Below are 18,517 nucleotides of genomic sequence, written 5' to 3' on the forward strand. Positions count from 1 at the left end.
CGGACCACGGCTCAGGCCTTCTTGACGGCCACTCCGCCGTAGAAGCCGATCTCCTCGGAGCCGGCCGGCGGGGTGGTGTCCGGGCGCCAGAACGGGACCTGGGTCACGCCGGGTTCGACGAGCTCGAATCCGTCGAAGAACTGCTCGACCCGGGCCAGGGGGCGCAGGTTCATGGAGGCGGTCGCGTTGTTGTAGACGGCCTGGGCCTCGCTGCGGTCGTCGGCGAAGTCGTCGGTGGCGTGCGAGAGGACCAGGAAGCTGCCGGCCGGGAGCGCGTCGCGCAGGGTGGCCACGATCCGCTCGGGCTCCTCCGCGTCGCGGACGAAGTGGAGGATGGCGACCAGGAACAGGGCGACCGGCTGTCCGAAGTCGATGATCCGGCGCACCTCGGGGTGGTCGATGACGGACCGCGGGTCGCGCAGGTCGGCGAGGACGATGCTGGTGGTGCCGGCCCGGCTGAGCAGCGCGTCGCCGTGGGCCTTCACGATCGGGTCGTTGTCGACGTAGGCGACGCGGACGTCCGGTGCCAGCCCCTGGGCTATCTCGTGCACGTTCGGCGAGGTGGGCAGCCCGGTGCCGATGTCGAGGATCTGACGGACGCCGCTGTCGATGACGTGCCGGACCGCGCGCTGCAGGAAGCCGCGGTTGGCCCGTACGGAGATCCACACCTCGGGCGCGACGGCGGCGAGCTGGTCGCCTGCCTTGCGGTCCACCTCGTAGTTGTCCTTGCCGCCCAGCAGGTAGTCGTAGATCCGCGCCGGATGCGGCTTGCTGGTGTCGATCTCCACGGACCCGTTGCCGTCCTGCGTCACGTGCGCTCCTCTCAACGACCGTCCCAGCCCCCCTTGGCTCACCGACGGCTGGCGACAGCTTTCCATATCAACTTCGGTGTCGGCGCACCGAGTTCCCTCGCCCGCCGGCTTCTCCGCCCCCTCCGTCGCCCCTGCTGTCGACCGACCGGGCCGGACTTGACTACCATCGGGCCCAGGTGTCCGGGCAGGTGGCCCGGTTTGGTTTTGGTTGGGGGTTTCTCATGGTCAGTGGTCGTGTGGTGCGGTTCGACAGCTCGCGCGGGTACGGGTTCATCGCTCCGGACGGTGGCGGAGAGGACGTCTTCCTGCATGTGAACGACATGCAGATGTCGGAGTCGTACGTCCGCCCCGGCGTGGCCGTGGAGTTCGAGATCGAGGCCGGCGAGCGCGGTCCGAAGGCGTCCGGCGTCCGGCTCGCCCGGGGAGCCGAGGTGCGCACGCTCGGGCCGGACGACGACTCGCTGTGCGATCTGCTCAGCGCGGAGGAGTTCACCCGCGAAGTCACCGAGACGCTGCTGGCGTCGGCGCCCACGCTCACCGCGGAGGAGATCGTGCGGGTGCGGGGCGCACTGGCCCAGTTCGCGAAGAACCACGGCTGGATCGAGGGCTGACCCGCCCGCGGCGGACGGCCGGTTCACGCTTCGCGTTCACGAGTCGCCTTCCCGTGTCGCGTTCACGCGTCACGGGAGCGGAGCAGCCGGCCGCCCGCCGTGAGGGCGGCGACCGCCCAGAGGGCCAGGCCGGCCGTCATCGGCGCGAAGCCGATCGCGGTGCCCGAGTTCCGTACCGCGAGCGCCACTCCCGCAACACACCGGCGGCGACCGTGATTCCGGCTGCGGGCGGGCGCAGAAGCAGCGGCGGTAGTGCCGTTGCCGGGCAGAACAGCCCTATGAGCAGGGTGAGTTGCACGCGGCCGGTGCGGGAGGCGGCGTCCGCGAGCATCCGCGGGGCCGAGCCGTCGTCGGTGGCGAACTCGGCGAGGGACTCGGCGACGGCGAGGCGCCCGAGCAACACCGCCTAGACGTAAGGCCGTTGGGCGATCCGGCGGCGCGGCCGACACCAGGTGTCCCGCCATGTCCCCGTACGCATCGCGCCGGTCGGTATGACCGCGGGCCCGTCCGATCACCCAAACCTCATCGTGACGAGGGTCACACTCCCGCGGTCGAACTTTGGCGCCCGTCCCGCATCTAGTCCGCGTCGGTTCTCGAACGGCTGCGGAGCACCCCCCCTCCAGGGCCGTCCACTTGATTCTGCGATTCGGCAAGGAACATTCAATGGGTTTCATGGCTTATCTGCGCGGCTTCGTCCCCTGGATCGTCGCCGGCGTCGTGTCCGGCTTCGTCGACTGGCGTTGGGGCGCTGTCGCCGGTGTCGTCTCGGGGCTGGTGCTGCTCCTCCAGGACCGCCGTCGGGGGGTCGACCTCGACGCGCTGATCCTGGAGGCCAGCACCATCCTGTACTTCCTGGTGATCGGCGGCGTCTCCCTCAGCAACCCGGACTCGGGGCTTAAGGACCACACGGACGCCCTCTCGTTCGCCTGGCTGGCCGCCACCGCGTGGGGCTCCATGGCGATCCGCCATCCCTTCACGCTGGGCATCGCCAAGCGGCAGACGCCGCGCGAGTACTGGGACATGCCCGAGTTCCTCCAGGTCAACAACTACATCACCGGCTCCTGGGGCGCCGGCTTCACCTTCATCGCCGTCGTCCTGGCCGTCGGCAACGCGGTGGACGCCCCGTCCTGGGTGGGCATCACCGCCCACGTCATCGGCCTGGCCGCCCCGATCGTCTTCACGAAGGTCTACCCCGAGCGCGTGCAGCGGCGGCTGCTGGAGTCCCAGGGCCTGTCGTCCGCACCCCAGTGACCTGCCGCCTCGGCTCCGCACGGCGTCCGGGACTCCGAACGCCGTGCGGCGGGTCGCGCCTCTGCCCGGCCATCGACCGAACGCCCCGGAACTGATCCGCACGGGGCCGGCACCGCCCTGCCGGCCCGGACAAGGAATGCACCATGACCGAAGAGACCACCGTTCCCCTCTACCTCAAGGGCCGCTTCGCCCCGGTCGCCGAGGAGCACACCGCCTTCAACCTCACCGTGCGCGGCACCCTCCCGACCGAACTGGACGGCCGCTACCTGCGCAACGGCCCCAACCCGCTGCCCGACGAGGACAACGGCCACTGGTTCACCGGCCCCGGCATGCTCCACGGCCTTCGGCTGCGCGGCGGAAACGCCGAGTGGTACCGCAACCGGTGGATCCGCACCCGGGAGCGGGAGGGCCACCCGTTCGTCCGCGAGGACGGCACCTTCGACCTGACCGCGACGCCCGGCAACACCCATGTCATCCGGCACGCGGACACGGTGCTGGCGCTGTGCGAGGTCGGCTTCCCCTACTGGGTCACCCCGGCGCTGGAGACCGTCGGGCCGTACGACTTCGGCGGCAGGCTCACCACCGCGATGACCGCGCACCCCAAGGAGGATCCGGTCACCGGCGAACTCCACCTGTTCGGCACCGGGTTCGCCCCGCCGTACCTCACCTACCACCGGGTCACCGCGGAGGGGGAGCTGCTCGACAGCAGCCCGGTCGAGGTGCCGGGCCCGACGATGATGCACGACTTCGCGATCACCGAGCACCACATCGTCTGGATGGACCTGCCCGTCGTCTTCCGGCCCGAACTCGCCGGTCACGGCGGCATGCCCTACCAGTGGGACGACGGCTACGGCGCCCGGCTCGGCATCATGTCCCGCACGCCGGGCAGCACCGAGGTGCGCTGGTTCGACGTCGACCCCTGCTACGTCTTCCACGTCGGCAACGCCCACGAGGACGCGCAGGGGCGGATCGTCCTCGACGCGGTGCGCTACGACCACGACAGGTTCGAGCACGCCTGGGGCGACATCGGCGGGCCCACCGGCGTGGCCGTCGTGCCGGAGCCCGGCCTCGTGCAGGCGCCCGCGGTGCTGTACCGCTGGACGCTGGACCCGGCCACCGGCAAGGCCACCGAGCGGCAACTGGACGACCGGGACGCCGAGTTCCCCACCCACAACGAGACCCTCACCGGACGCGAGAACCGCTACCTGTACACGGTCTCCGGCGGCGGCATAGCCAAGCACGACCTCACGGGCGGGACCACCCGGGTCCATGCGACGCCCGGCGCCCGCTACGCGGGTGAGGCGGTGTTCGTCCCGGCCGCGAACGGCCGGAGCGAGGACGAGGGCTGGCTGCTGTCGCTCGTCTCCGACGACGACGGCAAGGCCGGTGAACTGCTCGTCCTCGACGCCACGGACCTTTCCGAGCAGGCGGTGGTGGAACTCCCCTACGCTGTCCCCGCGGGTTTCCACGGCAGCTGGCTGCCGGAACTCGGCGACGAGGACTAGCCGGAGCCCGCGAGAACAGAGAGGCCGAGACGATGCGGTTGCTCCGGTCCGGGCGCCGGAAGGACACACCAGCCGATGCCGGTTCGGCACCCGGTCCCGCAGCCGCATCCGTCTCCGCCCCCTCCTTCGCCGGTGCGGCCTCATGAGCCGGGTGACGGCCGAGACCGCGCGCGTCGAGGACGCGGTGCTCACCCGGGCCGCGCAGGCGGGCGAGGTCGTCGCCCTGGGGCTGCTGCTCGAACGCCACCGCGCGGGTATGCGCGCGGTGGCACTGAGCCTGCTGGGGCCGGGCCCGGACGCCGAGGACGTCCTGCAGGACGCGGCGCTGACCGCGCTGCGGCGGATCGGCGACGTCCGTGATCCGGGGGCGGTGGGCGCGTGGCTGCGGATGATCGTGCGCAACGCCGCGCGCTCCCTGCTGCGGGACGCGGTTCCCGTCCGGCCGGTGGAGGAGGGCCTGCACCTGCCGTCCACGGAGGCAGGTCCGGAGCAGTGGCTGGAACAGAGCGCGCTGCGGGACTGGATCTGGGCGGCGCTGGACGAGCTCTCCCCGACGCTGCGGCTGCCCCTGGTGCTGCGTCACTTCACCACGAGCGTCACCTCGTACGAGGGGATAGCCGGCGTCTGCGGGATCCCCGTCGGCACGGTCCGCAGCCGGCTCAGTCAGGGCCGGGCCAAGCTCGCGGCGGCCCTGGCCGGTACGGCGGACGCCGCGCACGGCGACACCGCGCGGCGCACCCGGGACAGCCGCACGCAGGCCCGGGAGACGCTCGCCGCCGCCGAGAGCGGGCACTTCGGCGCGCTGCTCACCGAACGCTGGTCCCCGGAGGTCGCCCTGTTCAGGGGCGGCGACCGGGTCGGGGGCGGGGACCTGCTGGTGCGTGCCATGGACGGCGACATCGCAGCCGGGGTGCGGCAGCACCTCGCGCATGCCGTCGCCGGACGGTCGCTGGCCGTGTGGGAGATGGACATCGTCAACCCGTCCGACGACCCCGGACACTGCCCGCCCAGCGTGGCCTGGCTGATGACGTTGGACGAGGCCGGCCGTGTGCACCGGCTGCGCCTGTTCCATCCGCGGCCGCTCCGGGCGATGGAGCTGCTCCCGGCGCTGTGACCCGTCGGGTACCGGACACGTCGGAAGCCGGAAAGGTCGGATGCCGGACACGCACGGCGCCGGGCCGCGAGCAGCAGGCACCGCTCACGCGGTCGCCTTAACGCTCAAGTCGTCGTGGCACGCTCAGCGCACCGGCGAGTCGATCCGTCCGAGGATGCGTTCGGCGTCCTGGCCGAGCCGGCGGAGGCGCTCGGCAGAGAGGTTGTCCACGACGAGGTGACGGACGTTGGCGACATGGGCGGGCGCGGCCGACTCCAGCTTGCGCATGCCGTCGGGCAGCAGGATGGCGTTGGTGAACCGCCCGTCGGCCGGATCCGGTTCACGGCGGACGTAACCGCGCTTCTCCAGCCGCTTCACCAGGTGCGACAGCCGGGACAGCGACGAGTTGGTCTCCTCGGCCAGCACGCTCATCCGCAGGGTCCGGTCGGGTGTCTCAGCCAGCATCGCCATGGCCATGTACTCGACCATGCTCAGGTCCGCGTCCCGCTGCAGCTGGGCGTCCAGGGCCCAGGGCAGCCGGGTGATCAGCCGGACCACCGACATCCACGAGGCCAGTTCGGCGGGCGTGAGCCACAGTCCGGTGTGCTCGTCGTCCGGTCGGGGCTGGTCGGGGGCGGTCACGCCGGGAGCGTATCAGCTCACTTGAGCCTTCACGTCATGTACGCCGGGCGCGCGCCGCACCGGCTGCCCGACGGCATGCGCAAGGCGGCCGGGTCAGGAGACGGCCGGTCCGGTGAGGTACCGCCCCTTCTCGTCGTACGGCCAGACGTTGGGCAGGCAGCCGTGCATGCCCTTGATCTGCTGCATCATCACGGGGGCCGGCCGCCCCGCGCCCGGGCAGCCGACATGGCCGTGGCCGAGGAAGTGGCCGACCTCGTGGTTGATGATCAGCGCCCGGTACTCCTTGACGCGCCGGGCGTAGACGGGGGTCGCGAGGAGCCAGCGCCTGAGGTTCACCATGACCTGGTCGGCAACGTTGCAGTTGACCTCGCCGCCGGTGTCCAGCCCGTACCGCCCGCAGATCCTGTCGACCGTCCCGGGTGTCGCGACCCGGACGACGAAGTCGGTCGGACCGCTCGACACCCGTTCGAACGCCGAGCGGCCGTCGGCGGTCCAGCCGCGCCGGTCGGCCAGGATCCGCTCGACCTGCCGGGCGACGTCCGCCGCGGACAGGTCGATGCCGTTCTCGACGTCGACCCGGTAGCGCAGGAGCGTGCCGGAGCCGACCCTGGTGCTGCCGCCGGCCGCGGTGACGAACGTGCCCGGTCCCTTGGCCGGGATCTCCGGCGTGGGCGAGATGCGGGGGGAGGGGGAGGCAGAGGTGGTGGCCGGTCCGGGCGACGGGGACCGGGTGCCGCGGGCCGGGCCGGTGGCGCCGAGCAGTCCCGACCGGGCGCGTTCGGTGGGCCCGCCCCGGGTGCCGGCGTGAGCCGCTCCCGTACCGGACGGACTCCCGTCGAGGGCCGCGAAGCCGGCGGCACCCAGGACCGCCAGCGCGGCCACCGCTCCCCAGACCGGCCCTCTCCCCTTCCGCCCGTGGGGGACGGCATGGGAGGGACCGTTACGGCGACGGCCACGGGAGGAACGTGCTGTGCGCGTGGTCATGACCGCCAGGCTGTGATCGGAATGTGATCGGACCTGGCGCAAGCGATAACGAAAAGATAACGGGCACAGCCCTGCGGGCTTATATGATCATCCCGTAACAAACGCACAGCTGTGCGGATGCGATGCGGATACTGAGCGCATGCCACGCGTTCTGCTGATCGAAGACGACCGTGCCGTGCGGGAGGGGGTGGCCCTCGCCCTGCGCCGCCAGGGCCACGAGCTCGCCGCCGTCGCGACCGGGGAGGACGGGCTGGAACGGGTGCGGTCCTTCCGGCCGGACGTCGTGGTGCTGGACCTCATGCTGCCCGGGATGCCCGGACTCGACGTGTGCCGCCGGATCCGCGCCCTCGACCAGACCCTGCCGATCGTCATGGCGACCGCGCGCGGCGACGACGAGGACATCGTGGTGGGCCTGGAGGCGGGCGCCGACGACTACGTGGTCAAACCCGTGCAGGCGCGGGTTCTGGAGGCCCGCCTGCGCGCGGTGCTGCGCCGGGCGGGCGGCCCGCCCGCCGAGGGCGGCATACCGAAGATCGACACCTACGGGGACCTGTCCGTCGACCGGGCCGGGCTCGCGGTCGCCCGCGACGGGGTGCCGATCCCGCTCGCCCCCTCCGAACTCCGGCTGCTGCTCACCCTGTCCGCGTCGCCCGGTCAGGTGTTCAGCCGGCAGCAGCTGCTGGAGGCGGTCTGGGAGCACAGCTACCACGGGGACGCGCGGCTGGTGGACGCCTGCGTGCGGCGGCTGCGCGCCAAGATGGGCGAACCGCCGCGCGAACCGCGCCACATCCAGACCGTGCGCGGCTTCGGCTACCGGTTCGCGGCCCGGTGAGGCGCCCGCGCCTCCCGCAGCTGCGCGGTCTGCGGATCCGCCTGGTGCTCGCCTTCACCCTGGTCGCCGCCGTCACCGCGGCCACCACCGGCGCCCTGACCTTCCGCGAGGCCCGTACCGGCGTGCTCCAGCAGAGCCAGGACGCCGTGATCCAGCAACTGCGCACCCAGGTCGGCCGCCTCGCCCCGGACCTCCTCTTCCCGCCGGACCGGGCCGCGCTGGCGCGGTTCGCGGCGGACGTGGCCCGCTCCGAGCCCTCCGGCACCTGGCGGGTGCTGGCCACCTACGGCAGCCTGAGCGCCACCTCCGCCGCCGGTGACCGCTTCGAGGAGCTGACGCCCGCCGTGCGCAAGGCCGTCGGCTCCAGCATGGCGACGGTCTTCCAGCGGGTGGCCGTCGGGGACCGCACCGCACTCGTCGTCGGCATGTCGGTCACCTTCGCCGAGGCGCCCGCGAAGGGCGTCTACACCTCCGGTGTCCATGTCTTCCTGACGGTGCCGCAGACCACCGAACGCGCCTACGTCGACGCCCTGGTCACCGCCGCCGAACGCGCCGCGGTGCCCGCGCTGACGCTCGCCGTGCTGCTGGCCCTGCTCGCCGCCCGCGGGGTGCTGCGCCCGGTCCGGGCCCTGCGCCACGCCACCCGCAGCATCGCCGAGGGGCACCTGGACACCCGGCTCGCCGTCGACGGGTCCGACGAACTCGCCGATCTCTCGCACACGTTCAACGAGACGGCCGCCGCGCTGGAGAAGTCGGTGGCCGAACTGCGCGGCATGGAGGCCCGGGCCCGCCGGTTCGCCGCGGACGTGTCGCACGAACTGCGCACCCCGCTCGCCGCCATGTCCGCCGTCACCGACGTCCTCGACGAGGACGCCGCCCGCCTGGACCCGGACACCGCCACCGCCGTCCGTCTGATCAGCGAGGAGACCGTGAAGCTGGCCCGGCTGGTGGACGACCTGATGGAGATCTCCCGTTTCGACGCGGGCGCCGCGGTGCTGCACCTGGACGAGATCGACCTCGCCGAGTCCCTGCGGCGCACCCTCGACGCCCGCGCCTGGACCGGCCTGGTGGACTGCGAGCTGCCGCCGCCAGGCACCCTGCGCGGCCGCGTCGACCCGCGCCGCCTCGACGTCGTCGTGGCCAACCTGGTCGGCAACGCGCTGCGGCACGGCGCCCGGCCCGTCGCCCTGCGCCTGTACGACGGCGGGGCGCCCGGCGGGGAGCGGCTCGCGGTGATCGAGGTGCTGGACAGCGGGCCCGGGATCCCGGACGACGTGCTGCCGCACGTCTTCGAGCGGTTCTACAAGTCGGACGCCGCCCGTACCCGCACCGAGGGCAGCGGCCTGGGCCTCGCGATCACCGCGGAGAACGTCCGGGTGCACGGGGGCACGGTCCGCGCCGCGAACCGGCCCGGGGGCGGTGCCGTCTTCACCGTACGGCTCCCGTTCCCGGCCGGTGAACCGCCCCGGGAGGACCGGTGGTGACCGCCGGGCGCCGGAGCCGCCTCGTGCTCGTGCTCCTCGTGTCCGCGGGGGTGTGCGTCCTGGCCTCCTGTGGCATACCCACCACCGGTGTGGTGCAGGCGGGCGGTCCCGCCAGTGGCGTCGTGCCGACGGCGCGGCTGTACTTCGTGCGGGGCGGCGCCCTGGTCGCCGTGCGGCGCGAGACCGACGCGCCGGGCGACGTCGAGTCGGCGCTGCGGGAACTGCTCCTGGGCCCGACCGGTGCGGAGCGGGACAAGGGGCTGACGACGCGGCTGCCCCCGCCCACGGGGATGCCGTCGGCGGTCCCCGCCGTCCCGGCGGCGGGCGGAGACGCCACCGCCGTAACCGAGGCGCCCGGCGGGGCGGGCTTGGTGCGGGTGACCCCTCACGAGGACCGGATCTCCGTCGAACTGTCCTCCAGCGCAGGCGAGTTGAGCGATCCCGGCCTCGCGGCCGCACAGCTCGCCTGTACGGCGGACGCGGCGCAGCGCACAGCCGACCCCGATGCCGAACCCGCGCCGGTGACGGTCACGCTCCCGGGCGGCCGGCGCATCGAGGGAGCCGCCACCGGGTGCCCCGGCGTCTGACACCCGGCTCATCGCCCGGCCGGCGGCACGATCTCCCTCTTGAGGATCTTCCCGGTGGGTCCCTTGGGAAGGCTGTCCGCGATCCACACCTTCCGCGGGTACTCGTAGGCGGCGACCTGGCCCTTGACGTACGCACGCAGTTCCTCGGCCGTCGTCCGCGCCCCCGGCCGGAGCACGACCGCCGCACCGATCTCCTCGCCGAGGTCGGGGTCGGGAAGCCCGATGACCGCGGCGTCGGCGACGGCCGGATGCTCGTAGAGCACGTCCTCGATCTCGCGGGGGTACACGTTGTACCCGCCCCGGATGATCACGTCCTTCTTCCGGCCCACGATCCACAGGTACCCGTCCTGGTCCAGCCGGCCGAGGCCACCGGTGTACAGCCAGCCGTCCCGGATCGTGGCGGCGGTCTCCTCGGGGCGCCGCCAGTATCCCTTCATCACGTTGTGCCCGCGCACCGCGATCTCGCCCGTCTCCCCCTGCGGCACCTCCCTGCCGTTGTCGACCACCCGCACCCGGACGCCCGGGATCGGGGTGCCGACGGAGCCGGGCCTGGGTCCGGCCCGCAGGGTGTTGACCGAGACGACGGGCGAGGTCTCCGACAGTCCGTAGCCTTCGAGCACGACGCAGTCGAACGCGGCCTGGAAGTCCTGGAGCACCTGGACGGGCAGTTCGGCGCCGCCGGCGAGGCACACGCGCAGCCGGGAGACGTCGTGGCTCTCCCTGCCGGGCTGCCGGACGAGCCTGCTGTACACGGTGGGCACCCCGGCGAAGACGGTCACCCCGTGCGCCTCGAGGATGTCGAGGGTCTGTGCCGCGTCGAAGCGCGGCAGCAGGGTGAGGCACGCACCGAAGGCCACGGCGGCGTTGAGGGTGCAGGTCTGCCCGAAGGCGTGGAACAGGGGCAGTCCGCCGAAGATCACGTCGTCGGCGGTGAGCTGGAACAGTTCGCCGGACGCGATCTCGCAGTTGCGGTCGAGGTTGGCGTGGGTCAGTTCGGCGCCCTTCGGCCGGCCGGTGGTCCCCGAGGTGTAGAGGATGACCGCCGTGTCGTCGTCGTGACGGTCCGTCACATCGTCCAGGGGCGAGGCGGGTTCCAGCAGTTCGTCGAGGGCGCCGGGACGGACGACGACCGCCTCCGCGTCCTCCTGCCGCGCACCGGCGTGCGCCTCGTCGGCGAAGTCCTGCCAGGCGAACAGCAGCCGGGCCCCGGAGTCCCCGAGGTAGAAGGCGACTTCACGGGACTTGAGCAGGGGGTTCATCGGGACGACGATGCCGCCGGCCCGGAGCACGCCGTAGTGGACGACGGCGAACTCGGGCACGTTGGGCAGCATCAGCGCGACCCGGTCGCCGGGCTTCACGCCACGGTCGCGGAGCAGTCCGGCCATGCGGGCGGTGCTCCGGTCGAGCGCGCGGTAGGAGACCGCGGTGTCCCCGAGGCGGAGCGCGGGGCGGTCCGGGTACGTCCGGGCACTGTCGGGCACATGGTGGGCGAGGTTCATGACGCGTCCTTCCCAAGCACTTCCCAAAGGCTCGAACGAGCAGAGGCTAGGCCCGGAACGCAGCGAAATCACTGGGCTCGCGATACGACCCCGGGGACCGAATTGGTGCCGCTGGACCATTCTGCGGTTAGCTTTGAGGCATGGCTGCGGAGCATCCAGAGGCCGTGAAACAACTGTCCGTGGTCGCGGAGAACGTAGGGTCACATCTTCCGGAGGTCGGCCGCGACATCGGGGACTACGTTCTTGCCGAGATACCGGAGCTCAGGGGCGACGCGACCATCGTGAAAATCCTCCGGGCGAGCATCTCGGAAAACGCCGGAACGCTGCTGCACGTCTTCGAGAACGACATTCCCCTGGAAAAGGTCGAGGGGCCCGCGGCCGCCCTCGAATACGCCCGGAGGCTGGCCCAGCGCGGAATTCCCCTGAGCGGGCTGATCAGGGCCTACCGGATCGGCCACTGGCGTTTTCTGCAGTGGTGTCTGGACGAGCTCAACCGGCAGGACGCATCCGAGGACCTGGCCGTCGCCACCAACCGGCGCATGCTGCACACGAGCTTCGGCTACATCGACCGGGTCACCGAGCACGTCATCGCGGAGTACCAGCACGAACGCGACAACTGGCTGCTCAGCCAGACCGCGGCGCGCGCCGCCCGGGTGCGCGACGTCCTCGCAGCGGGCGACGTCGACCTCGACCGGATCGAACCGGCCCTCGGTTACCGGCTGCGGCAGCATCACCTCGGGCTGGTGGCATGGCTGCCCGCACCGAAGGACGGGGGCGAGGGACTCTCCCGGCTGCACCGGATCACCGACGAGATCGCCCAGCGGCTCGACTGCCCCGGGCGGCCGCTGTTCGTCCCCCGGGACGCCATCGTGTCCTGGGCCTGGCTGCCGCTGGGCCCGAACAGCGACGTCCCCTGGCCCGAGATGTCGAACGTGCTGGAGCACAGCGATCCCTCCGTCCACATGTGCGCCGGGGGCGTCGGATACGACGTCGAGGGTTTCCGCGCCACCCACCGGCAGGCACTGCGCGTCCAGGAACTCGCGGCCGTGGCCGATCCGGTCCCCCGGTTCACGCAGTTCTCCACCGTGGCTCCCATCGCCCTGATGGCGACGAACATCGAGGACATACGCGCCTGGGTGTGGGACGTCCTCGGCCCGCTGGCCCTCGACGACGAGAACAGCGCACGTCTTCGGGAGACCGCGCAGATATTCCTGGACAACGGCTGCAGCTACACGGCCACCGCGAGCGCCCAGATCCTGCACAAGAACACCGTGCAGTACCGCATCCGCAAGGCCGAGGAGATCATGGGGCACCCGGTCCAGAAGGAGCACACCGATCTGGAGATCGCGCTGCGCGCCGTCCAGTACCTCGGCTCCACGCTGCTGCGCACGGACGCCGAATGAATCACGCCGAATGAATCACGGGGGACGCGAGACGTCTCGGCGCTCGTGCCGGCGTCCCGGGGTCAGCGGCCTTCCCAGTGCGGCCGGCGATGTTCCGCGAAGGCGTGGGCGCCCTCCTGGGCGTCCTGGGAGGCCAGTACCGGGTCGGCGATGAGGTCCTGGTCGGCGAAGGCGTCCTCGTCGCTGAAGGACCGCCGCTCGGTGACGACCCGTTTCACGGCCTCCACGGCCAGGGGTGCGTTGAGCGCGATGCTGCTCGCCAGCTCCAGCGCCCGCTGCAGCGCCTGGCCCGGTTCCGTGAGCTCGTTGACCAGGCCGAAGCGCTCGGCGCGCTCGGCCGGCAGGGTCCCGCCGGTGAGGAGCAGTTCGAGCGCGATGTTGTGCGGGATGCGCTCGGGCAGGCGCACCATGCCGCCCTCGGGCGGCACGATGCCGTAGCGGACCTCGGTCTGGCCGAAGGTGGCGTTCCGCGCGGCCACGATCATGTCGCAGGCGAGCGCCATCTCGGTGCCGCCGCCCAGCGCATAGCCCTCGACGGCGGCGATCAGCGGGGTCCTGATCCGGGCGCGGGTGATCCCCGCGAAGCCCCGTCCGTCGACGATGGGCTTGTCGCCGGCCGCGAAGGCCTTGAGGTCCATCCCCGCGCTGAAGACGCCGCCGGCCCCGGTGAGGATCCCGACCCTGAGGTCGTCACGGGACTCCAGCTGGTCGAGGGCTGCGGCGAGGGCCCGTGCGGTGGCCCCGTCGATGGCGTTGCGGGCCCGGGGCCGGTCGATGGTGATCACGAAGATGCCGTCGATCTCCTCGGTGCGTACGGTCGGTGCGTTGGTGGCCGTGGTCATGACGTGGTTCCCTTCTCTCCCTGGCGGCGGTCCCCCGCGCTCTTGCCTCGGGCCTTCGCCCGACGCCCTCAGGCGACGGCCTCGGCCTTGTGCAGTTCCTCGATCCCGGTGGCGTCGAAGCCGATGTCCCGGAGCACGGAGTCGGTGTGTTCGCCCAGGTCGGGGGCCGGACGCGGCCGGACCTTGGGCTCCTGCTCCAGCCGTACGGGGCTGTCGACGGTCAGATACCGGTCACTGCCGCCGTCCTCGATCGGTACGAGGATCCCGTTGGCCACGAGCTGCGGGTCGTGCGCGAACTCCTCGATCGTCTGCGCGACTCCGTAGGTGAGGCCCGCGGCGTCGAGCACCTGCCGCCACTCGGCCAGCGGACGGGCCGCGAACGTCTTGTCCAGCAGGCCGGCGATCTCACCGGCGTGGGCACGGCGGCTCTGCGAGTCGGCGTAGCGCGGGTTCTCGGCGGCCTCGGGGTGTCCGATCGCCTGGAGGAAGAGGGGGACCTGCTTGTCCTCGTTGGCGAAGGCCAGCAGCAGCCAGCGGTCGTCCGCGGTGCGGTAGGCGTTGGCGAGGGCGTTCGGCGGGTCGGTCCTGTCGACCGGGCGGGGGGCCTTCCCGCCGACCAGGACGGCCTGCAGCCACATGCCGGCCGCCCAGGCGCCCTCGGCGATCAGCGAGGCGGTGACGCGGGCGCCCTCGCCGGTCCTCTCCCGCCGGTACAGCGCGGTCATGATCCCGGCGAACAGGGTGATCGCCGTCGGGTGGTCGCCCGACCCGAACACGTTCATGGCCGGGGGTGCGTCGTGCTGGCGGGTGACGTCCATCAGGCCGCTGCGGGCCCAGAACGCGGTCACGTCGAACCCGGGCAGGTGCGCGTCCGGACCCTCCTCGCCGAAGCCGGTGACGTCGGCGTAGATCAGCCGGGGGTTCAGCGGGGTCAGGTCGTCGTAGTCCAGGCCCAGCTTGGCGCGGGTGTGCGGCGGGAAATTGGTCACCAGCACGTCCGCCCAGGTCACCAGCCGTTCGACCACGGCCCGGGCGCCGGGCGCCTTCAGGTTGAGCGCGATGCTGCGCTTGTTGCGGTTGTCCAGCTGCCAGGGGTAGTTGACCCCTTCGACGCGGGGGTTCGGCGGCATGCGGCTGAGCGAACGGTAGGCGTCGCCCACGCCCGGGGGTTCCACCTTGACGACGTCCGCGCCGAAGTCGCCGAGGATGGTGGCCGCGGCGGGCCCGGCGATGAAACTCGCGAGATCGACTACGTGCAGTCCCTCGAGGAGGGGCGTGCTGCTCATGACGACTCCTTGTCCTCGGTGGGGCGCCGGTTCAGTGGTGACTCGGCGCCGCGGGTACGAAGGCGCTGTAGCCGGTGATGTCACGGCCGACGATCAGCGCCTGCACGATGTCGGTGCCCTCGTAGGTGTCGATCGCCTCGATGTCGCACAGATGCCGGGCCACGTGGTAGTCGAGCAGGATCCCGTTGCCGCCGAGCATGTCGCGGGCGTCGGCGAGGATGGCGCGGGCCCGTTCGGTGTAGTGCATCTTGGCCAGCGCGACCCGGGGCATCGAGTACTCGCCCTCGTCGAGCAGCTGGCTCAGCCGGTACTGCATGCACAGCATGTCGGTGATGTCGGCGAGCATCCGGGAGAGCCGGTACTGGATGAGCTGGAAGGCGGCCAGCGGCATCCCGAACTGCTTGCGCTGCTTGGCATAGGCCAGAGCGGTCTCGTAGCCGGCGATCGCGGCGCCGATCGACTCCCAGGCGACGCAGAACCGCGAGGCCAGCAGGACCTTCTCGGTGTCGCGGAAGGTGTGGACGTTCGCCAGCCGGTTCTCGGCCGGCACCCGGACGTCGGTGAGGGAGATCTGCGCGTTCTGCACACAGCGCAGAGCCGTCTTGCCCTTGATGACCTCGGAGACGAATCCGGGTGTCCCCTTCTCGACGACATAGCCGCCCACGTGCCCGTCGTCGCCGCGGGCCCAGATGATCGAGTAGTCGGCGAAGGAGGCGTTGCCGATCCACCTCTTGTGACCGTTGAGGACATAGGAGTCGCCGTCCCGGTGCGCGGTCGTCTCCAGTTTGACCACGTCCGAGCCGTGCGTGGGCTCGGTCAGGCCGAAGGCGCCGAGCTTCTCCAGCCGCGCCATCGGCGGCAGGAAGCGCTGCTTCTGCTCCTCGGAGCCGAGCAGCGCGATCGATGTCATGGCGAGGGCGGAGTGGACCCCGGTGAACGTCGAGACGCTCAGGTCGCCCCGGGCCAGTTCGAGGATCACCAGGCCGGCCGTCACGTTGCTCATCCCCGGGCAGCCGTACCCGGAGATCTGGAAGCCCGCGATGTTCAGCCGCGCCAGCTTGGGCACCAGCTCGAAGGGGAACTCGGCCCGCTCCCAGTACGGGTTGATGACCGGGATGACCTCCTGGTCCATGAACTCGCGGACCTTCTTCTTGAGGGCCCGCTGCTCGTCGGTGAGCAGGTTGTCCAGAAGGAAGTAGTCGGAGAACTCCGGTCCGCCCAGTACGGGCGGCTCCACGCCGGACGAGTTCCCGTCGGGGCTCGCGAGGGCGTGTCCCTGATCGGCTGCCGCGCCGTGTGTCGCCTTCATCTGCCGTTCCTTCCGATCGGGATTCCGATGAGGAATCCGCTGGGGAATCCGGTGAGGAATCCGGTGGGGAATCCGGTGGGGTCAGTACGAACGACGCTAGGAGGCGGCGGAGCCACAGCCACTGGGCGCGGAACACCACGTTGCCGTCCGGTTTGGTGCTCCTGCACCAAACCGGGTGAGCCCACGGCACGGCGGATCCGGCGCCGGCACGTGCTGCCGGCCCTCAAGTACCGGAAGCGGCACCGGCGTTGCCGGTCCGGGAGTCCCGGGCAGCGCGGCGGACCGCGGGGCGCCGGGCGGCTCTGTACCGCGGTACCAAGAACCCGCCCGGTTCCTGGGCGCGCAGCCCGATGCGCCGGTGCTCTCCCGGGCCGAGGGTTGTCCCGTGGCCGCCGCACGACGCCTCCACGCACCCTCCGTGCCCACGATCAGGAGCAGTGATCAGCCATGACATCGCACAGGCCCGTCCACCGCGTGGCGATCGTCGGGACCGGCACCATCGGTGCCAGCTGGGCGACGCACTACCTCGTCCGTGGCTTCGACGTCACGGCGACCGACCCCGCGCCCACCGCGGAAACGGCCCTCAGGTCGTACGTGGCAGGCGCCTGGGACGCGGCCGCCGCGATCGGGCTCGCGCCCGGCGCCTCGCCCGACCGCCTCGGTTTCACCCCCGACATGCGGGCGGCCGTCGCGGACGCCGACTTCGTCCAGGAGAACGCGCCCGAACGCCCGGAGCTCAAGGTCAGACTGTTCGCCGACCTCGACGACGCCACACCACCGGATGCGATCATCGCGTCGAGTTCGTCGGGCATCACGATGACCGCCATCCAGGCCGACTGCCGGCACCCGGAGCGGACCGTCATCGGCCACCCCTTCAACCCGCCGCACGTCGTCCCCCTGGTGGAGGTCGTCGGCGGCACGAGGACCGCGCCGGACACGGTCCGGGACGCCATGGCGTTCTACGCGGCGATCGGCAAGAGACCGATCCACCTGAAGAAGGAGCTCCCCGGGCACGTCGCCAACCGCATCCAGGTCGCGCTGTACCGCGAGGTCGTGTACCTGATCCAGGAGGGTGTGCTCGACGTGGCCGACGCCGACGACGCGGTGTCCTGGGGGCCGGGGCTGCGCTGGGGCGTCATGGGACCGTCCCTGCTGTGGCACCTCGGCGGCGGCGAGGGCGGCATCCAGCACTTCATGGACACCCTCATGCCGCGCATGGCGGAGTCCTGGGGGCAGCTGGGCACCCCCGATTTCACGCCCGAACTCAGGGACACGATCGTGAGCGGTGTCCTCAAGGAGGCGGACGGCCACTCGATCGACGAGTTGTCCGCCCGCCGTGACGCCATGCTCGCGGCATTGCTCGCCGTGCGCGCGCAGAACGACCTGTCCGGACCGGCGGCCGGGACCCGGCCCGGGCCCGGCGCGAAGGAGGGAACGTGATGGGCGACCGGGACACACTGTTCGTGCTGGAGGCGAGCGGCGGCGGCCGCCTGTTCTCCGTGCTCCCCGACGGCTCCGGCAAGACGGTCCTCGTCACCGGGTGCCGGATCCCCGACGGTGTCGCCGTCGACGCCGGCGCCGGGTACGTCTACTGGACGAACATGGGCGTCCCGGCGGAGAACGACGGCTCCGTCGAGCGCGTGGACCTGGACGGCGGCAACCGGACGACGATCGTCCCCGACGGCGCCACCCACACCCCGAAGCAACTCCACCTCGAAGCGGCCGACCGGAAGCTGTACTGGAGCGACCGCGAGGGCATGCGCGTGATGCGCTGCGACCTGGACGGCTCGAACGTCGAGACCCTCGTCCGGACCGGCGAGGGCGAGGACGACCGCCGGGACGAGACCAGGTGGTGCGTGGGTGTGGCCGTCGATCCGGTGGGCGGGCATCTCTACTGGTCCCAGAAGGGTCCGAGCGACGCGGGACTCGGCAGGATCCTGCGCGCCGGCATCGCCCTGCCCGCCGGACGGACACCGGACCGGCGCGACGACGTGGAGGTGCTGTTCGAGGGCCTGCCAGAACCGATCGACCTCGAAATCGACCTCAAGGCACGCGCGTTGTACTGGACGGACCGCGGGGACCCGCCGAGGGGCAACACCGTCAACCGGGCCTCGCTGGACCCGCCGGACGGCCGCTGGACGTCCGAGATCCTCGTGACCCACCTCATGGAGGGCATCGGCATCGCCCTCGACCCGGAACGTGACCGCATGTACGTGACCGACCTGGCCGGGACCGTCTACGCGGCCGGACTCGACGGATCGGACCGGCGCGAGATCCTCGTCGCACAGGGCAACCTCACGGGCATCGCCCACGCCGTCCTGCACGAGGGGTGAGAACCGCGTCCGGAGACCTCGACGCGGCGTCCGTCGAGCACACT

The 18,517-nt window shown here is 71.7% G+C and carries 18 protein-coding genes; 10 read left to right on the top strand and 8 right to left on the bottom strand.

Going from position 1 to position 18,517, the window contains the following annotated elements:
• Positions 1–11: 11 nt before the first annotated feature.
• Positions 12–812 (bottom strand): SAM-dependent methyltransferase, encoded by an 801-nt coding sequence (locus ACFWPQ_RS00795; protein WP_384028504.1) that lies wholly within the window; start codon positions 810–812, stop codon positions 12–14.
• A 221-nt stretch (positions 813–1,033) separates the two neighbouring features.
• Here ACFWPQ_RS00795 and ACFWPQ_RS00800 point away from each other — a divergent pair, with 221 nt between their 5' ends.
• Complete coding sequence (locus tag ACFWPQ_RS00800) at positions 1,034–1,423, top strand: cold-shock protein (protein ID WP_384028506.1); 390 nt, start codon at positions 1,034–1,036, stop codon at positions 1,421–1,423.
• 62 nt (positions 1,424–1,485) lie between these two features.
• Here ACFWPQ_RS00800 and ACFWPQ_RS00805 read toward each other — a convergent pair whose 3' ends face one another.
• Positions 1,486–1,611 (bottom strand): hypothetical protein, encoded by a 126-nt coding sequence (locus ACFWPQ_RS00805; protein WP_384028508.1) that lies wholly within the window; start codon positions 1,609–1,611, stop codon positions 1,486–1,488.
• Positions 1,612–2,086: 475 nt separating this feature from the next.
• Between ACFWPQ_RS00805 and ACFWPQ_RS00810 the strand changes: the two genes are divergently transcribed.
• The 3 genes from ACFWPQ_RS00810 (at position 2,087) to ACFWPQ_RS00820 (ending at position 5,293) form a co-directional block, all read left to right on the top strand.
• Entirely contained in the window at positions 2,087–2,674 is a 588-nt protein-coding gene (locus ACFWPQ_RS00810; RefSeq protein ID WP_384028510.1) for a hypothetical protein, read from the top strand.
• Positions 2,675–2,817: 143 nt separating this feature from the next.
• Positions 2,818–4,179, top strand: coding sequence for a carotenoid oxygenase family protein (locus tag ACFWPQ_RS00815; RefSeq protein ID WP_384028512.1), 1,362 nt, complete (start codon positions 2,818–2,820; stop codon positions 4,177–4,179).
• A gap of 142 nt (positions 4,180–4,321) precedes the next feature.
• Positions 4,322–5,293: an RNA polymerase sigma factor gene (locus ACFWPQ_RS00820; RefSeq protein WP_384028514.1), complete on the top strand. Its 972-nt coding sequence runs from the start codon at positions 4,322–4,324 to the stop codon at positions 5,291–5,293.
• 123 nt (positions 5,294–5,416) lie between these two features.
• Here ACFWPQ_RS00820 and ACFWPQ_RS00825 read toward each other — a convergent pair whose 3' ends face one another.
• Positions 5,417–5,914 carry a MarR family winged helix-turn-helix transcriptional regulator gene (locus ACFWPQ_RS00825; protein ID WP_384028516.1) on the bottom strand — a complete coding sequence of 166 codons (498 nt, stop codon included), beginning with the start codon at positions 5,912–5,914 and terminating at the stop codon, positions 5,417–5,419.
• Between the two features lie 93 nt (positions 5,915–6,007).
• Complete coding sequence (locus ACFWPQ_RS00830) at positions 6,008–6,898, bottom strand: DUF3152 domain-containing protein (protein WP_384028518.1); 891 nt, start codon at positions 6,896–6,898, stop codon at positions 6,008–6,010.
• A gap of 139 nt (positions 6,899–7,037) precedes the next feature.
• On the opposite strand from ACFWPQ_RS00830, the gene ACFWPQ_RS00835 reads away from it, so the two are divergent.
• Genes ACFWPQ_RS00835 through ACFWPQ_RS00845 form a run of 3 tightly spaced genes read left to right on the top strand, consistent with a single transcriptional unit; the run spans position 7,038 to position 9,801 of the window.
• The gene (locus tag ACFWPQ_RS00835) at positions 7,038–7,730 is read left to right on the top strand and encodes a response regulator transcription factor (RefSeq protein WP_361282090.1); all 693 of its coding nucleotides are present in this window, start codon (positions 7,038–7,040) and stop codon (positions 7,728–7,730) included.
• A complete protein-coding gene (locus ACFWPQ_RS00840) occupies positions 7,727–9,214 on the top strand; it encodes an ATP-binding protein (RefSeq protein ID WP_384028520.1) in 1,488 nt (495 codons plus the stop codon). Before ACFWPQ_RS00835 ends, ACFWPQ_RS00840 begins: the two co-directional genes overlap by 4 nt.
• Positions 9,211–9,801: a hypothetical protein gene (locus ACFWPQ_RS00845; protein ID WP_384028522.1), complete on the top strand. Its 591-nt coding sequence runs from the start codon at positions 9,211–9,213 to the stop codon at positions 9,799–9,801. The genes ACFWPQ_RS00840 and ACFWPQ_RS00845 overlap by 4 nt, the downstream gene beginning before the upstream one ends.
• Before the next feature lie 8 nt (positions 9,802–9,809).
• On the opposite strand, the gene ACFWPQ_RS00850 is transcribed toward ACFWPQ_RS00845, so the two are convergent.
• Positions 9,810–11,300 (bottom strand): long-chain fatty acid--CoA ligase, encoded by a 1,491-nt coding sequence (locus tag ACFWPQ_RS00850; protein WP_384028524.1) that lies wholly within the window; start codon positions 11,298–11,300, stop codon positions 9,810–9,812.
• Positions 11,301–11,440: 140 nt separating this feature from the next.
• Between ACFWPQ_RS00850 and ACFWPQ_RS00855 the strand changes: the two genes are divergently transcribed.
• Entirely contained in the window at positions 11,441–12,703 is a 1,263-nt protein-coding gene (locus tag ACFWPQ_RS00855) for a PucR family transcriptional regulator (RefSeq protein WP_384028526.1), read from the top strand.
• 62 nt (positions 12,704–12,765) lie between these two features.
• Here ACFWPQ_RS00855 and ACFWPQ_RS00860 read toward each other — a convergent pair whose 3' ends face one another.
• The 3 genes from ACFWPQ_RS00860 to ACFWPQ_RS00870 all read right to left on the bottom strand — a co-directional run bounded on the left by ACFWPQ_RS00860 (position 12,766) and on the right by ACFWPQ_RS00870 (position 16,140).
• Complete coding sequence (locus ACFWPQ_RS00860) at positions 12,766–13,545, bottom strand: crotonase/enoyl-CoA hydratase family protein (RefSeq protein WP_384028528.1); 780 nt, start codon at positions 13,543–13,545, stop codon at positions 12,766–12,768.
• A gap of 68 nt (positions 13,546–13,613) precedes the next feature.
• Positions 13,614–14,831, bottom strand: coding sequence for a CaiB/BaiF CoA transferase family protein (locus ACFWPQ_RS00865; RefSeq protein WP_384028530.1), 1,218 nt, complete (start codon positions 14,829–14,831; stop codon positions 13,614–13,616).
• A gap of 31 nt (positions 14,832–14,862) precedes the next feature.
• A complete protein-coding gene (locus ACFWPQ_RS00870) occupies positions 14,863–16,140 on the bottom strand; it encodes an acyl-CoA dehydrogenase family protein (protein ID WP_384028532.1) in 1,278 nt (425 codons plus the stop codon).
• A gap of 447 nt (positions 16,141–16,587) precedes the next feature.
• On the opposite strand from ACFWPQ_RS00870, the gene ACFWPQ_RS00875 reads away from it, so the two are divergent.
• Positions 16,588–17,580: a 3-hydroxyacyl-CoA dehydrogenase NAD-binding domain-containing protein gene (locus tag ACFWPQ_RS00875; RefSeq protein WP_384028534.1), complete on the top strand. Its 993-nt coding sequence runs from the start codon at positions 16,588–16,590 to the stop codon at positions 17,578–17,580.
• Complete coding sequence (locus ACFWPQ_RS00880) at positions 17,580–18,473, top strand: 3-hydroxyacyl-CoA dehydrogenase (protein ID WP_384028536.1); 894 nt, start codon at positions 17,580–17,582, stop codon at positions 18,471–18,473. The genes ACFWPQ_RS00875 and ACFWPQ_RS00880 overlap by 1 nt, the downstream gene beginning before the upstream one ends.
• Positions 18,474–18,517: the final 44 nt, after the last annotated feature.

It is taken from the genome of Streptomyces sp. NPDC058464 (genome assembly GCF_042721035.1).
Lineage (GTDB): Bacteria > Actinomycetota > Actinomycetes > Streptomycetales > Streptomycetaceae > Streptomyces.